We start from the raw sequence: 16,482 nt of genomic DNA on the forward strand, positions 1-16,482 counted from the left end.
ACCTAGAGGTTTTTGATGAGTATAAAATAAAAAATTTAAATATAATAAAGTCTTTTAAACTAGTCCAGAGAGACTGGGAAAGATATCTCATAGCTAATTAATATCAAAGTTATGTATAGATAAAATCCTTGTGCCTCTTTTGGTGTAAGGATTTTTTTATGAGGATTTAGGCTTTATTAAAAAGGAGATATAAAAATGATAAATGGTAAAGAGAAGCTAATAGTTGCAATTGATACTGACGAATTTGATAAAGCTAAAGAACTAATAGACAAATTGGAAGATAGTGTAGATATATTTAAAGTAGGACTAGAACAATATGTGGCTACAAAAGGAAAGACAATAGACTATTTAAAAGAAAAAGGTAAAAAAATATTTCTAGACCTTAAATTCCATGATATTCCAAATACTATGAAAAGTGCAGTAAGAGCTGCAGTAAGAGATAATGTTTGGTTAATGACAATTCATGTATCAGATATGGAAGGGATGAGACAATGTGCACTAGTTGCTAAAGAAGAAGCAGAGAGATTAAATATAGAAAAACCTTTGGTGGTTGGAGTAACAGTTTTAACTTCATTAAGCAACCAAGACTTACAAGATATAGGATGTAATATGACAACAGAAGAATTGGCTATAAAGAGAGCTAAATTAGCAAAAGAATCAGGAATAGATGGAGTTGTTTGCTCAGCTCAAGAAGTAGATAAGATAGTAGAGGCATGTGGAACTGATTTTATAACAGTTTGCCCAGGGATAAGACCTAAGTCAGCAGAAGTTGGAGACCAAAAAAGAGTTGTTACTCCATCAGATGCAATAAAAAGAGGAGCTCATTATTTAGTTGTTGGAAGACCTATAACAAAAGCAGAAAGTCCAAGAGAATCAGCTATTAATATTGTAAAAGAAATAGAAAATGCTTAGATAAAACATTTGGGAGGTAGCTTATATGAAGGGGAAATTAATTTTAGAAGATGGAACAGTATTTGAAGGAAAAGCATTTGGATATTTAAAGGAAGCTGTTGGTGAAGTTGTGTTTAATACTTCAATGGCAGGATATGGTGAACTACTGACAGATGCAACTTATTATGGACAAATAGTGACAATGACATATCCACTTATAGGGAACTATGGAATAAATTTAGAAGATGTTGAATCAAATAAAGTACAAGTAAAAGGACTTATAGTAAGAGAAAAAAGTGACAACCCAAATAATTTTAGATGTGAAATGGATATAGACACATATCTAAAGCAAAACAAAGTAATTGGACTTGAAGGAATAGATACAAGAGCATTGACTAAGATTATTAGAAATAATGGAACAAAAAAAGGTATTATAACTTTAGAAAATGTATCATTACAAGAAATTCAGTCTAAATTAACAGAGTGTTGTAATAAAGATTCTGTTAAAAGTGTTACAAGAAAAGAAATTGAAAATATTAAAGGGACTGGTGTTAAAGTCGTAGTTGTAGACTTTGGTGTTAAAAATAGTATATTAGACTCACTGAAAGCTTGTAACTGTGACATAATGGTAGTACCAGCAATGACTACTTCAGAAGAAATTTTAAATATAAACCCTGACTTGATATTATTATCTAATGGACCAGGTAATCCAGAAGATATAAATGATATAGTTGAAAATATAAAGAAATTAGTAGGCAAAAAACCACTAGCAGGAATCGGTTTAGGACATCAAATTTTGGCATTAGCATTAGGTGGAAAAACTTCAAAACTTGCATTTGGACATAGAGGAGGAAATCATCCAGTTAAATGTTTAGAAACAGGAAAAGTATTTATAACTTCTCAAAATCACGGATACAATGTTTCAGAAATGCCAGAAGATACAGAGATAACTCATGTAAATTTAAATGACAATACTATAGAAGGAATGAGACATAAGGAATTACCAATATATAGTGTTCAGTACATTCCAGAATACACAACAAAAGAAGATTTAGATTGTATATTTAATAAATTCTTAGCATTAATATAGATTTAGTATTATTTACAGATAGTAAAAACCATTTAGATAAGGAGAAAAATTTATGCCTAAATTAGATAGTATAAAGAAAACTTTAGTATTAGGGTCAGGACCAATAATAATAGGTCAAGCGGCAGAATTTGACTATTCAGGAACTCAAGCATGTCAATCTTTAAAAGAAGAAGGAATTGAAGTTGTATTAATAAATAGTAATCCAGCTACAATAATGACTGATAAAGAAGTGGCAGATAAAATATATATAGAACCATTAACAATAGAATTTATAGAAAAAATAATAGAAAAAGAAAGACCAGATAGCTTACTTGCAGGTATGGGTGGACAAACAGGATTAAACTTAGCAGTTGAGCTTTATGAAAAAGGCATACTAGATAAATATGGAGTAAAAATAATAGGTACTTCAGTAGAATCTATTAAAAAAGGTGAAGACAGAGATATATTTAGAGATGTAATGAAAGAAATAAATCAACCTGTAATAGTTAGTGATATAGTTACAGATTTACAAGCAGGTCTTGATTATGCACTTACAATAGGGTATCCAGTAGTTGTAAGACCAGCATATACATTAGGTGGAACTGGTGGAGGTATCGCTGATACTGAGGAAGAATTAAGAGAGATACTTTCACATGGATTGCAATTAAGCCCAGTTGGACAAGTATTAATTGAAAAAAGTATAAAAGGTTGGAAAGAAATAGAATATGAAGTAATAAGAGATTCAAAAGGAAACTGTATAGTTGTATGTAACATGGAAAATATAGACCCAGTTGGAGTTCATACAGGAGATAGTATAGTTGTTGCTCCAACACAAACTCTAAGCAATAAAGAATGTGCGATGCTTAAAAAAGCATCTTTAGATATATTAAATGCAGTAGAAGTTCAAGGTGGATGCAATGTTCAGTTTGCATTAAACCCACATAGTTTTGAATATGCAGTTATAGAGATAAATCCAAGAGTTAGTAGATCATCAGCATTAGCATCAAAAGCTACAGGATATCCAATAGCAAAAGTTTCATCAAAAATAGCTTTAGGATATACTTTGGATGAAATAGAAAATGCAGTAACTAAAAAAACTTATGCTTGTTTTGAGCCAACTATAGACTATGTAGTTGCTAAGATACCAAAATGGCCATTTGATAAATTTAAAAAGGCAAATAGAAAATTAGGAACTAAGATGATGGCAACTGGTGAAATAATGAGTATAGGAAGTAACTTTGAAGCTGCTATTCTTAAGGGAATAAGATCACTAGAAACAGGAAAATATTCATTAGTTCATGCTCCATCAGAAGAGAGAAGTATTGAAGCGTTGAAGAAAAGAGTTGTAGTACCTGATGATGAAAGATTGTTTGATTTAGCTGAAATGATAAGAAGAGGCTATAAAGTAGAAATGATAGAACAAATCACAGGAATAGACAAATGGTTTATAAATAAATTTAAATGGATAGTTGAGCAAGAAGAAAAATTAAAAGTTATGAAGATTGAAGACTTAACTAAAGATTATCTTCTTGAGTTAAAGAAAAAAGGATTCTCTGATAAAGGTATATCTGACTTAATGAAGATAAGCCCAGAAAAATTATACGAATTAAGAAGTCTATATAACATAAAACCAGCATACAAAATGGTTGATACATGTGCAGGAGAAATAGATGCGATATCTCCATATTATTACTCAACTTATGAGCAATATGATGAAGTAGTTGTAAGTGATAAGAAAAAAGTAATAGTGTTAGGCTCTGGACCAATAAGAATAGGTCAAGGTATAGAATTTGACTATTGTTCAGTTCACTGTGTAAAATCTTTGAGAAAGATGGATATAGAAACTATAATCATAAACAATAACCCTGAAACAGTAAGTACAGATTTTGATACATCAGATAAACTATATTTTGAACCATTAACAGAAGAAGAAGTTTTAAGTATAATTGAAAAAGAAAAACCAGAAGGTGTAATACTACAATTTGGAGGACAAACAGCTATAAAACTAGCTAAGTTCTTACATGAGAAAAATATACCTATATTGGGAACTGATTTTGATGATATAGATGCAGCGGAAGATAGAGAAAAATTTGATGATTTATTAGAGAGATTAGATATAAATAGACCAAAAGGAAAAGGTGTATGGTCACTTAATGAAGGTATTGAAGTTGCTAATGAATTAGGTTATCCAGTATTAGTTAGACCATCTTATGTACTTGGTGGTCAAGGTATGGAAATAACTTACAATGAAGAAAAATTATCTCAATACCTACAGGATGCATTTGATAGAGACCATAAGAATCCAGTACTTATAGACAAGTATTTAACTGGTAGAGAAATAGAAGTAGATGCCATATGTGATAAAGAAGATATATTAATACCTGGAATAATGGAACACTTAGAAAGAGCTGGAGTTCACTCTGGAGATAGTACGACAATGTATCCAAGCCAAAATATATCTGATAAGATAAAAGAAAAGATAGTAGAATACACTAAAAAAATAGCTTTAGACCTTAATGTAATTGGTATGGTTAATATACAATTTATAGAATTCCAGAATGAATTATATATAATAGAGGTTAATCCTAGAGCCAGTAGAACAGTACCATATATAAGTAAAGTGAGTGGGGTACCAATAGTTGATTTAGCTACTAAATGTATGTTAGGAGCTAAATTAAAGGATTTAGGATATGGTACAGGAGTTTATAAAGAGCCTAAACTAGTATCAGTAAAAGTGCCAGTATTCTCAATGTCTAAATTAGCTAAAGTTGAAGTAAGTCTTGGACCTGAAATGAAATCTACAGGAGAAGTTTTAGGTGTAGGAGAAAACCTAGAAGAAGCTCTATATAAAGGATTCTTGGCTGCAGGTAGACATATGTCTGACGAAAGAGGAGTAGTACTTGCTACTGTTAATAATAACGATAAAGATGAGTTTATAGCAATAGCAAAAGATATGAAAGAGTTAGGATACACTTTTGTTGCTACAGAAGGTACAGCTAAGAGTCTAAGAGAAAATGGAATAGAAGCTGATATAGTAAATAGAGTGGAAGAATCTAGACCAAACATACTAGATGCTATAAGAAATAAACAAGTTGATATAGTAATAAATACACCTACTAAAGGTAATGACTCAACAAGAGACGGATTTAAAATGAGAAGAACAGCTATTGAATTTTCTACTGAAATAATGACATCTTTAGATACACTAAAAGCTCTAGTAGAGGTTAAGAAAAAACACCTAAACAAAGATAAGTTAAAAGTTTACAATATAGCTGAATAGAAATTAAGTTGATTGTATAGTTTAAGAATTTAATCATTAAATTAAAAAGAAGAAGTTATTTTTTCTATGAGTTTTTACTTTTGAGATAACTTCTTTTTTTTAAGAAATTTGTAGTATAATAGAAAAAGATAAAAAATAAATGTAAATAAGTATAAAACTAGAATGTAAAAGTGAAAAATAGATATAGATATTTAAAAGATTATATTTAGTTAATGTTCTTTAGTTTGCCTAAAGAGAATTATAGGAGGTACTGTAATATGAAAGCAAGGTTAATATTAGAAGATGGGACAGTTTTTATAGGAAAAGCATTTGGATATTTAGAAGAAAGTGTAGGAGAAGTAGTATTTAACACTTCGATGATAGGATATGGTGAAGTTTTAACAGACCCTTCTTACTATGGTCAAATAGTTACTATGACTTATCCTCTTATAGGAAATTATGGTATAAATTTATCATCAGCAGAATCTGAAAAAGTGCAAGTGAAAGGATTTATAGTAAGAGAAAAAAGTGATTCTCCAAGTAATTTTAGATGTGAGATTGATATAGACCAATATTTAAAGCAAAATAAAGTGATAGGACTAGAAGGAATAGATACAAGAGCTTTAACTAAGATACTTAGAAATAATGGGACAATGAAAGGTATAATTACATTAGAAGATAGCAAGTTAGAAGATGTTAAACATAAATTAGATAAGTTTTCAAATACAGAAGCAGTTAGAACGGTTACAAGAAAAGAAGTAGAGCATATAGAAGGAAATGGACCAAAAGTAGCTGTTATGGATTTTGGAGTTAAAAGAAATATCTTAAGATCATTTATAGCTCGTGGATGTGATATAACAATATTCCCAGCTACAACATCTCCAGAAGATGTATTAAGTATAAACCCTGATTTAATATTTTTATCAAATGGGCCTGGAGACCCAGAGGATTTAGAAGATGTTATAGAAAATATAAAAGCTCTAATTGGTAAAAAGCCTATAGTTGGAATATGCTTAGGGCATCAGCTTTTAGCCCTAGCTCTTGGAGGAAAAACTGCTAAACTTAAATTTGGACATAGAGGTGGAAATCATCCAGTTAAAGATTTAGAAGAGGGAAAAGTATTTATAACTTCTCAAAATCATGGATATTATGTTTCAGAAGTTCCTGAACAAATGAAAGTGACACATATAAATTTAAATGATAATACTGTTGAGGGAATGAGACATGAGAAGCTAGATGTATACAGTGTTCAATACCACCCTGAAGCTTGTCCAGGGCCAAAAGATAATGACTATATTTTCGATAAGTTTTTAGAGTTCGTAAAATAAATAATATCAATATATATAATATATAACTAAAAATAAGACTAACTTAAATCAAAAAAATATTGGTTTAATTAATATAGATATAATAAATAATCTCAAATTTAATATGGAATAAAATAATTAAAATTGATTGTATAGATTATGAAGATAGAAACTGTGAAAATTGTTTAGATAAGGAGAAAGAGTTATGCCTAAATTAGATAGTATAAAGAAAACTTTAGTATTAGGGTCAGGGCCAATAATAATAGGTCAAGCAGCAGAGTTTGACTACTCAGGAACACAGGCCTGCCAAGCATTAAAAGAAGAGGGAATAGAAGTTGTATTAGTAAATAGTAATCCAGCGACGATAATGACTGATAAAGAAATTGCAGATAAAATATATATAGAACCATTAACAATAGAATTTATAGAAAAAATAATAGAAAAAGAAAGACCAGATAGCTTACTTGCAGGTATGGGTGGTCAAACAGGACTAAACTTGGCTGTAGAATTACATGATGCTGGTATACTAGATAAATATAATGTAAAAGTTATAGGTACATCTATAGAGTCTATAAAAAAGGGTGAGGATAGAGATTTATTTAGAGAAGTAATGAAAGAAATAAATCAACCTGTAATAGTTAGTGATATAGTTACAAACCTAGAAGCAGGTCTTGAATTTGCAAGTAAAATAGGATATCCAGTGGTTGTAAGACCAGCATATACACTAGGTGGAACTGGCGGAGGTATAGCTGATACTGAGGAAGAATTAAGAGAGGTACTTTCACATGGATTGCAATTAAGTCCAGTAGGTCAAGTTCTTCTTGAAAAGAGTATAAAAGGTTGGAAAGAAATAGAATATGAAGTAATGAGAGATGGGAATGGAAACTGTATAACTGTATGTAACATGGAAAATGTAGACCCAGTTGGAGTTCATACAGGAGATAGTATAGTTGTTGCTCCAAGTCAAACTTTAAGTGATGAAGAATACCAACTACTTAGAAAAGCATCAATAGATATAATAAATGCAATAGAAGTTCAAGGTGGATGTAATGTTCAAATAGCTTTAAATCCACATAGTTTAGAATATGCAATAATAGAAATAAATCCAAGAGTTAGTAGATCATCAGCGCTAGCATCAAAAGCTACAGGATATCCAATAGCAAAAGTGGCAGCTAAGATAGCCTTAGGATATACTTTGGATGAAATAGAAAATGCAGTAACTAAAAAAACTTATGCTTGTTTTGAGCCAACTTTAGATTATGTAGTAGTAAAAATACCAAAATGGCCATTTGATAAATTTAAAAAGGCAAATAGAAAATTAGGAACTAAGATGATGGCAACTGGTGAAATAATGAGTATAGGAAGCAACTTTGAAGCTGCTATTCTTAAGGGAATAAGATCACTAGAAACAGGAAAATATTCATTAGTTCATGCTCCATCAGAAGGTAGAACGTTAGAAGAGCTAAAGAAAAGAGTTGTAGTACCTGATGATGAAAGATTGTTTGATTTAGCTGAAATGATAAGAAGAGGCTATAAAGTAGAAATGATAGAAGAAATCACTGGTGTTGATAAGTGGTTTATAAATAAATTTAAATGGATAGTTGAGCAAGAAGAAAAATTAAAAGGTCTTAAAATAGAAGATTTAGATAAGGAATACTTACATGAATTAAAGAAAAAAGGATTCTCTGATAAAGGTATATCTGACTTAATGAAGATAAGCCCAGAAAAATTATACGAATTAAGAAGTCTATATAATATACAACCAGTTTATAAAATGGTTGATACATGTGGAGGAGAATTTGAAGCTCTATCTCCATATTACTACTCAACTTATGAGCAATATGATGAAGTAGTTGTAAGTGATAAGAGAAAAGTTGTAGTATTAGGTTCTGGACCAATAAGAATAGGTCAAGGTATAGAATTTGACTATTGTTCAGTTCACTGTGTAAAATCTTTAAGAAAAATGGGTATAGAAACTATAATTGTAAACAATAACCCTGAAACAGTAAGTACAGATTTTGATACATCAGATAAACTATATTTTGAACCATTAACAGAAGAAGAAGTTTTAAACATAATTGAAAAAGAAAAACCAGAAGGTGTAATACTACAATTTGGAGGACAAACAGCTATAAAACTAGCTAAGTTCTTACATGAGAAAAAAATACCTATATTGGGAACTGATTTTGATGATATAGATGCAGCAGAAGATAGAGAAAAATTTGACGACTTATTAGAGAGATTAGATATAAATAGACCAAAAGGAAAAGGTGTGTGGACAACTAATGAAGGTATTGAAGTTGCTAATGAATTAGGTTATCCAGTATTAGTTAGACCATCTTATGTACTTGGTGGTCAAGGTATGGAAATAACTTATAACGAGGAAAAATTAACTCAGTATTTAGATGATGCTTTTGCCAGAGACCATAAGAATCCAGTACTTATAGATAAATATCTAACTGGTAGAGAAATAGAAGTAGATGCTATATGTGATAAAGAAGATATATTAATACCTGGAATAATGGAACATTTAGAAAGAGCTGGAGTTCACTCTGGAGATAGTACGACAATGTATCCAAGCCAAAATATATCTGATAAGATAAAAGAAAAGATAGTAGAATACACTAAAAAAATAGCTTTAGACCTTAATGTACTTGGTATGGTTAATATACAATTTATAGAATTCCAGAATGAATTATATATAATAGAGGTTAATCCTAGAGCCAGTAGAACAGTACCATATATAAGTAAAGTGAGTGGGGTACCAATAGTTGACTTAGCTACTAAATGTATGTTAGGAGCTAAATTAAAGGATTTAGGATATGGTACAGGAGTTTATAAAGAGCCTAAACTAGTATCAGTAAAAGTGCCAGTATTCTCAATGTCTAAATTAGCTAAAGTTGAAGTAAGTCTTGGACCTGAAATGAAATCTACAGGAGAAGTTTTAGGTGTAGGAGAAAACCTAGAAGAAGCTCTATATAAAGGATTCTTGGCTGCAGGTAGACATATGTCTGACGAAAGAGGAGTAGTACTTGCTACTGTTAATAATAACGATAAAGATGAGTTTATAGAAATAGCAAAAGATATGAAAGAGTTAGGATATACTTTTGTTGCTACAGAAGGTACAGCTAAGAGTCTAAGAGAGAATGGAATAGAAGCTGATATAGTAAATAGAGTTGAAGAGCCTAGACCAAACATACTAGATGCTATAAGAAATAAACAAGTTGATATAGTAATAAATACACCTACTAAAGGTAATGACTCAACAAGAGACGGATTTAAAATGAGAAGAACAGCTATTGAATTTTCTACTGAAATAATGACATCTTTAGATACATTAAAAGCTTTAGTAGAAGTTAAGAAAAAGCATATAAATAAAGATAAATTAAAAGTTTATAATATAGCAGAATAAAAAACAAACTGATATTTAGATTAATTAAAGGCGTTAGTTCCTAGGAGCTTTCGCCTTTAATTAATACTCTATAATTATTTTCTTATGTGAACTAAAATAAATATCAATCTTGATACTATCAGTTTTTTCTTTAATCATTAGATAGAGGATAAGAGTGGTAGTCATGAATTTCTTCATGTATAAGATTTTCATATTTATCATAATAGTATTTAATTGTAACAACTATTTTATCTCCTTTAGATACATTTCTATAGAGTTTTTTATTTTTAATAGAGTAGACCTCATCTTTATATATGGCATTAACTATAAAAATTTCTGACTCATAATCAAATGTTCCCATTACTGGATTATAGTGTTTTGAATCTTCTTTATAGCAGAAGCTTTCAACAGTCATTATATAAGTTCCAAATGAAATCCATTTGGTACCTTTAAATAAATTTACTTTCTCATTAATATATGAAACGCCTGGCGTATCAAGAATTTTTTCTAATAATATTTTTTTCTCCATATACAAAAACTCCTTTCATAGTACCTATTAATATCGTAGTACTTACTCGTATAAATAAAACAAAACTATATTTATTAATGTGACTACATAACATAATCATTTTCTATTTCTTTCTTTAATCTATTAATTATAATGCTTAAAATTATCAATATAACTACTACAATTATCAAAGCTATAATCAACCAAGGTGGAACTATGTGACCAAAACCTCTATTGGCTGTAAATGCAGCAGCTGCAACAAGCCATCCAAATAAATTTAAAAATAAGAGCCTTGAATTTGATAATCTTCGCAATAAAACTTTTTTAGGTTCTATTTTTTGTTTAAACATTGAGCGTAATTCTACTGACATCTCACCATCACCATCAAATCTTTCAATTGCCTTATTTTGTGCTTCATCTATTTTATATCCATTTTCAATAAATTCATTTGCAGATGTTGTTAGATGTTCTCTTAGCTCTTCTTTTAAATCTTGAATTTCTTTGTTATTTTCACTCTTATATAGTGTTTCTAAATACTCTTCTATTATTTTCATAAATCTAATCCCCCTTCTTTAGAAACTTGTTCATAATATCTTGTATAAAGTACCACTCTTGCATTTTTACTTCTAAGCTGTCCTTTCCATCATCTGTTATATTGTAATACTTTCTCCTGCTTCCTACGCCTTGGTCATTTCCCCAATAAGATTTTATCAAGCCCTTAGATTCTAATCTTTTAAGAGACACATAGAGTGTACTTTCTTTTAATTCAAATGTAGTTTCATCTCTAACTACTTTTGCTATTTCATATCCATATGAATCTCCTTTGCTTAGTATTGATAATATTAAAGTATCAATATGACCTTTAAGCACTTCTTTGTTTAAGTCCATAAATTCACCTACTTTATTTTATCATATACCTCGTAATATAAGGTATATAGATATATAATAAAACATTTCATATTATTTTCCAAGTCTAAACTATAAAATTTTAATTATTATTTAAAAAGGGCATTCCATTTATGATTTAAAAATCATTTGGAAACGCCCTTTTTATAATACCTGATTATACTAGACATCTTAAATCAATTTCTCTCTTTTTAACCTGTATCTGAATTTCGGTTAGAAGTTCATCTTCATTGTTTGTAGATAGAGGGTCTATTATAGGTATCTCATATATATAATTTTCAATAGGTATCCTTTTATAATCAACATAATCAACTAACTTTTTAAAAGCAGTATAATTTTCTCTGTAAGAGCCTTTATATGTCATACAAATAAAATCACCAGCTGAAATTTCAGATATATATTTTTGAGACTTAGCATCAAATAAATCTCTTTCAACATTTACAAAGCTATTTTCATAGATGACTTTATCTTCCTTTAAGAATTTATCTATAGATACAAGACCACTTACTCCACCATAAAACACAGAGATATTATCTTCTAGTATATTTGCTATTTGTCTTCTGGAAAGCTCCATAGTTTCTTCATTACTTAAACCTTCTTCATATTCTATGGATAAAATACTTCTTCTTGGAATATGTTTTCTTACTATTTTACCTACTTCATCTACTCTCATACCTTTTTCCATTGTTTCTTTTTTTGTACTTAATACTTTTTTTATAAGTTCTAATTCTTTAATTTTTTCATCTACGATATTAATCTTATTGGTTAATAATTTTAGAATTTCTTCATTGTTTTCATCTAATTTTTCTTTGATTTCTTTTAATGGCATACCTAGATACTTTAAGTATTTTATAATATCCAATTGTGAAAATTGGTCAATTGAGTAATATCTGTAATTGCTTTCTTGGTCAACATGAACAGGTTTAAATAAATCTATTTGGTCATAGTATCTTAGCGTTTGTATGCTTATTTTGTGAAGTTTTGACATTTCGCCTATTGAAAACTTTTTACTCATATAATCACCTCATTTGAGATTTAGAATATATTCCATGGATATTTATCAGGTGGAGTACATATAAATTCCATTTTTTCTTTTGTTGTTGGATGGCAAATTTCTATTTTATTAGACCAAAGAGAAATCTGTTGTCCAATTTTATTTACTTCTTGGCCATATCTTTGGTCACCATATAATGGGTGTTTTCTAGTTGCAAATTGAACTCTTATCTGATGAGAACGACCAGTTTTTAAGTTTACTTGAACTAAGCTTAGATTTTCTTTAAAACCCAAAACTTTGTAACTAAGTTCAGCTTCTTTAGCATCCTTATGGTTTTTTTTCACAACACTCACCATATTTGTTTTTTTATTTTTATATAAAAAATCTTTTAATATGTCTGAATCGGATTTCATTTTACCATGAACAACTGCCATATAGGTTTTTTTGAATGTCTTATTTCTTACTTGTTCAGACAATCTTGAGGCAGCTTTTGATGTTTTGGCAAAAACCATGACTCCACCCACTGGTCTATCCAGTCTATGTACCAAACCAATATATACATTTCCAGGTTTATTGTACTTTGTTTTGATATAGTCTTTTAAAAGATTTACCATGTCCTTATCATTGGTATCATCTCCTTGAGATAATACATTTACAGGTTTATCTACAACTAATAAATGGTTATCTTCATATATGACTTTTATCATTATTTTTTCTCCCATCTTCCAAATATACCACAAGGAAGTATTTTACCATCCCTAGAAGCTGGTATTCCTAATTCTCCACCATAGATTTCGCCATTGTTTGCCTTTTTACCTATTGTTGTAGACAGTACATTTTCTAGAACTATTGGAGAAAATCCTGTTGTATAAGAATTAATTAGAAAGAATAAAGGATTATCAGATAAAACACCCATACATAAATCCACAAAGCTATATAATTTTTCTTCTATTTGCCATACTTCTCCTTTAGGTCCTCTCCCATAAGAAGGAGGGTCCATTATTATTGCATCATATTTCTTACCTCTTCTTATTTCCCTTTCAACAAACTTTACAACATCATCTACTATAAATCTTACTGTTTGATTTTTAAGTCCTGATAACTCTATATTTTCTTTTGCCCAGTTGACCATACCTTTTGCAGCATCAACATGACATACTTCTGCACCAGCGGATGCACATGCTACTGTAGCTCCTCCTGTATATGCAAAAAGATTTAATACTTTTATAGGTCTGTCAGCTTTTTTGATTTTATCCATCATCCAGTCCCAATTGGCTGCTTGTTCTGGGAATAATCCAGTATGTTTAAATCCAGTTGGTTTAATGTGAAATTTTAAGTTTTTGTAATTTATAGTCCATTGTTCTGGATATCTTTTTTTGTGTTCCCACTGACCTCCACCTTTATTACTTCTATGATAATGTCCGTGAGGGTTTTTCCATAGAGCCCATTCAGACTCCATTGGCCATACAACCTGTGGGTCTGGTCTTCTAAGTACATACTTACCCCAACGCTCTAATTTTTCTCCATTTCCCATATCTATAAGTTCATAATCTTTCCATTTATCTGCTAATAATAACATATCTTTCCTCCTATAAAATAACTCTCAATCCTATGTATTATACCACAAAATCAGTCATTTTTTGCTGTTTTAGATACTTTCTATTCTTTACATTTATTGTTAACATTATTACTCTTTTAAACATATTATATAGTATCTGATTTTTTTAATAAGAGGAGGAGAGTTTTAATGGAAAATTATCAAGCTACAAATACTTGTACATATAACATATTATATGTGCAGTTTAACGAAGACTTTGGCAGAAGCAAATACTTTTCATATGATGTAAAATATCCTATTCTGTACAATATTAGAAATCAATCCACCTATGTAAATCCGCCTATTTTAAACAACATAAATTCTGCTGTAAAGATGACTGTAAATAATTTTAAGCTTGGGTTGCAAGAAGAAGAACAAGAATATAATAATGCAGCTTCTCAAAATTCACTTCCAAAACAAAGTTACTGGGTTTCTACTAATTATGCAGTTACTTTCAGTAAAAACTATGTACTAAGTATGATATTAAATCTTATGGGATTTGCTAGTAGTTCTGGACCTAAGTACAATACATTAAATAATTACAATATAGACTTAACAAATGGAAAAGAACTTTTACTAGGTGATATTTTTAGAGATGGAGTTGACTATATAAACATAATAACTGATTATATAAAAGCTGAAATTAATGAAAACAGAGAAATGTATTACTCTAATGTAGAGTTAGTTATACCTGAAGATCAGGCATTTTATATTACAGATGATGGGATTGTTATCTATTTTGGTGTAGATGAGATAGCACCTGAAAGCTTTGGAATCCCTAAATTCAAGATAAGATTTTCTGATTTTGGAAATTTTATAAATCAACGTTTCTATTGTATCTCTCCAGACATATATGTTCAATCAAGAGGAAGAACTAAGCATTTTATGGTATAAAAATATAGATAATTCTGAGCCCTATTTTAGTATATCAAGATTTATGCTGGAGTAGGGTTAAGATTTATCTATCTTAAAAACATAATTTAAACAGTACTATTTGTATATGTTAGTTATATAGACTCAGACCTACTGATAAACATTTATATAGTACAATTAATTTGTATTAAAAGTTTTAACTTTTGACTCAACAAGAAGATTATATTATTATATATATTTAAGTTGTTATTTTTTTTTATACATTTGCTGATAAGCAGAATTTTTATTGATTACTTCTACCTTTAAATTGGGATTACTTACTACTTCATACAAAAAAAGTTTTCCTAATTTTAACCTGATGTTCATCTCCAACCTGTTCCATTCATAGCCTTTGAACAATTCTTTTAATAAAAAAACTTCTCCGCAATGGATGTTTTTTAACTCATCTATTGCATCATTTAACAGACTATTCATATTATTTCCTCCAATTTGTATAATTTCATTAACTTCATTATATTGTTAATTTTTGACATAGTCAAACAAATTATAAAGGAATTATAATGGTGTCAAAAGTTAACAGTATTGACACTAAAAATTCGTTTTAGTAAAATGTATAAAGACAAGTAGATACAGATATCTACAAATTCCTGCATTAAATATTTACGTTAGGAAGTGATTATTATTATATATGGATATTGCCGTGTCAGTACAAAGAACCAGACAGATAACAATAGTTTGTATCAACAACAGCAAGAGATATTAAGCAAGTATAACAATGCTAAAATAATAAAAGAAACTTATACAGGGACTACCACAAATAGACCTAAATTTGAAAAAATTATATCTTCTTTAAAGAAGGGAGATTTACTTGTTGCGACTAAACTTGATAGGCTAGCTAGAAGTACATCAGATGGGATACAACTGATAGAGGGTTTATTTGCTAAAGAAGTTAGTGTCCATATTTTAAATATAGGTCTCCTAGAAAATACTTCAATGGGGAAATTCTTTTTAACTACATTACTTGCAGTTGCAGAACTTGAAAGAAATATGATAATAGAACGAACTCAGTTGGGAAAAGAATTTGCTAGAAAGAAAAAAGATTTTAAGGATGGTAGACCAAAGAAATATAGTAATCAGCAGATACAATACGCATTGGGATTATTAAATTCTAAGCCTTATAGAGAGGTTGTGAAGATGACTGGTATCTCTAAAAGCACACTTATTCGTGCGAAGAAATCAATTTAATGAGATTTTACTTATAAAAAATTAGAGGTATAAATAAATTGGATTATTTGAATATATTTATGCCTCTAATTAATTTTATTTACAGATGTTAAATTATAGTAATGTATAATTACTATAGACTTTTGATGAGAAAATGACAATAAAAGAATTTATACAGAGAACAAAAAATTGATGCTTTATGTATTGAATCAAATTTAATATAAAAAGAGATATGTCTTAAAACAAGCTTATTTTAAGACATATCTCTTTTTATGTTAAATTTTTTAAACATTGTAAAAAAAATATCAAAAACATATTGACTCTATAGTTACTATAGAGTTTATAATTAAAACTATAAAAAAGCAAAATAAGTGTCAGATTTTTAGAAATTATAACAAATATAAAAGTATACTTAAAAAGTTTGTATTAATTAAAGTTGAATTGGTGAAATTTGGTAGGGAAA

General features: G+C 29.3%; 14 protein-coding genes. 7 read left to right on the forward strand and 7 right to left on the reverse strand.

All coding sequences use genetic code 11. The features are described 5' to 3' along the window. Positions 1–195: 195 nt before the first annotated feature. The 5 genes from pyrF (at position 196) to carB (JJC01_01630) (ending at position 9,938) form a co-directional block, all read left to right on the forward strand. Entirely contained in the window at positions 196–912 is a 717-nt protein-coding gene (gene pyrF, locus JJC01_01610; GenBank protein ID UDN58592.1) for an orotidine-5'-phosphate decarboxylase, read from the forward strand. A 25-nt stretch (positions 913–937) separates the two neighbouring features. Next, positions 938–1,981, forward strand: a complete 1,044-nt coding sequence (carA, locus tag JJC01_01615) for a glutamine-hydrolyzing carbamoyl-phosphate synthase small subunit (protein ID UDN58593.1) — start codon at positions 938–940, stop codon at positions 1,979–1,981. Between the two features lie 52 nt (positions 1,982–2,033). Then, positions 2,034–5,240 carry a carbamoyl-phosphate synthase large subunit gene (gene carB / locus JJC01_01620; GenBank protein ID UDN58594.1) on the forward strand — a complete coding sequence of 1,069 codons (3,207 nt, stop codon included), beginning with the start codon at positions 2,034–2,036 and terminating at the stop codon, positions 5,238–5,240. A 257-nt stretch (positions 5,241–5,497) separates the two neighbouring features. Further along, positions 5,498–6,547, forward strand: coding sequence for a glutamine-hydrolyzing carbamoyl-phosphate synthase small subunit (gene carA, locus JJC01_01625; protein ID UDN58595.1), 1,050 nt, complete (start codon positions 5,498–5,500; stop codon positions 6,545–6,547). Positions 6,548–6,731: 184 nt separating this feature from the next. Then, the gene (carB, locus tag JJC01_01630) at positions 6,732–9,938 is read left to right on the forward strand and encodes a carbamoyl-phosphate synthase large subunit (protein ID UDN58596.1); all 3,207 of its coding nucleotides are present in this window, start codon (positions 6,732–6,734) and stop codon (positions 9,936–9,938) included. A gap of 130 nt (positions 9,939–10,068) precedes the next feature. On the opposite strand, the gene JJC01_01635 is transcribed toward carB (JJC01_01630), so the two are convergent. The 6 genes from JJC01_01635 to JJC01_01660 form a co-directional block, all read right to left on the reverse strand. Next, a complete protein-coding gene (locus JJC01_01635; protein ID UDN58597.1) occupies positions 10,069–10,446 on the reverse strand; it encodes a DNA polymerase III subunit delta in 378 nt (125 codons plus the stop codon). 83 nt (positions 10,447–10,529) lie between these two features. Next, complete coding sequence (locus JJC01_01640; GenBank protein ID UDN58598.1) at positions 10,530–10,979, reverse strand: hypothetical protein; 450 nt, start codon at positions 10,977–10,979, stop codon at positions 10,530–10,532. A gap of 4 nt (positions 10,980–10,983) precedes the next feature. Continuing rightward, positions 10,984–11,313, reverse strand: coding sequence for a PadR family transcriptional regulator (locus JJC01_01645; GenBank protein UDN58599.1), 330 nt, complete (start codon positions 11,311–11,313; stop codon positions 10,984–10,986). Positions 11,314–11,488: 175 nt separating this feature from the next. Next, the gene (locus JJC01_01650; protein UDN58600.1) at positions 11,489–12,346 is read right to left on the reverse strand and encodes a MerR family transcriptional regulator; all 858 of its coding nucleotides are present in this window, start codon (positions 12,344–12,346) and stop codon (positions 11,489–11,491) included. Between the two features lie 20 nt (positions 12,347–12,366). Next, complete coding sequence (locus JJC01_01655) at positions 12,367–13,032, reverse strand: RluA family pseudouridine synthase (GenBank protein ID UDN58601.1); 666 nt, start codon at positions 13,030–13,032, stop codon at positions 12,367–12,369. Then, positions 13,032–13,904, reverse strand: coding sequence for a class I SAM-dependent methyltransferase (locus tag JJC01_01660; GenBank protein UDN58602.1), 873 nt, complete (start codon positions 13,902–13,904; stop codon positions 13,032–13,034). Before JJC01_01660 ends, JJC01_01655 begins: the two co-directional genes overlap by 1 nt. A gap of 168 nt (positions 13,905–14,072) precedes the next feature. Between JJC01_01660 and JJC01_01665 the strand changes: the two genes are divergently transcribed. Beyond that, on the forward strand, positions 14,073–14,816 hold the full coding sequence (locus JJC01_01665) for a DUF3298 domain-containing protein (protein ID UDN58603.1): 744 nt from the start codon (positions 14,073–14,075) through the stop codon (positions 14,814–14,816). Positions 14,817–15,041: 225 nt separating this feature from the next. On the opposite strand, the gene JJC01_01670 is transcribed toward JJC01_01665, so the two are convergent. Next, entirely contained in the window at positions 15,042–15,269 is a 228-nt protein-coding gene (locus JJC01_01670; GenBank protein ID UDN58604.1) for a single-stranded DNA-binding protein, read from the reverse strand. A gap of 201 nt (positions 15,270–15,470) precedes the next feature. Between JJC01_01670 and JJC01_01675 the strand changes: the two genes are divergently transcribed. Then, a complete protein-coding gene (locus tag JJC01_01675) occupies positions 15,471–16,040 on the forward strand; it encodes a recombinase family protein (protein UDN60108.1) in 570 nt (189 codons plus the stop codon). Positions 16,041–16,482 lie beyond the last annotated feature (442 nt).

This window comes from Clostridioides sp. ES-S-0010-02 (assembly GCA_020641055.1).
Taxonomy (GTDB): domain Bacteria; phylum Bacillota; class Clostridia; order Peptostreptococcales; family Peptostreptococcaceae; genus Clostridioides.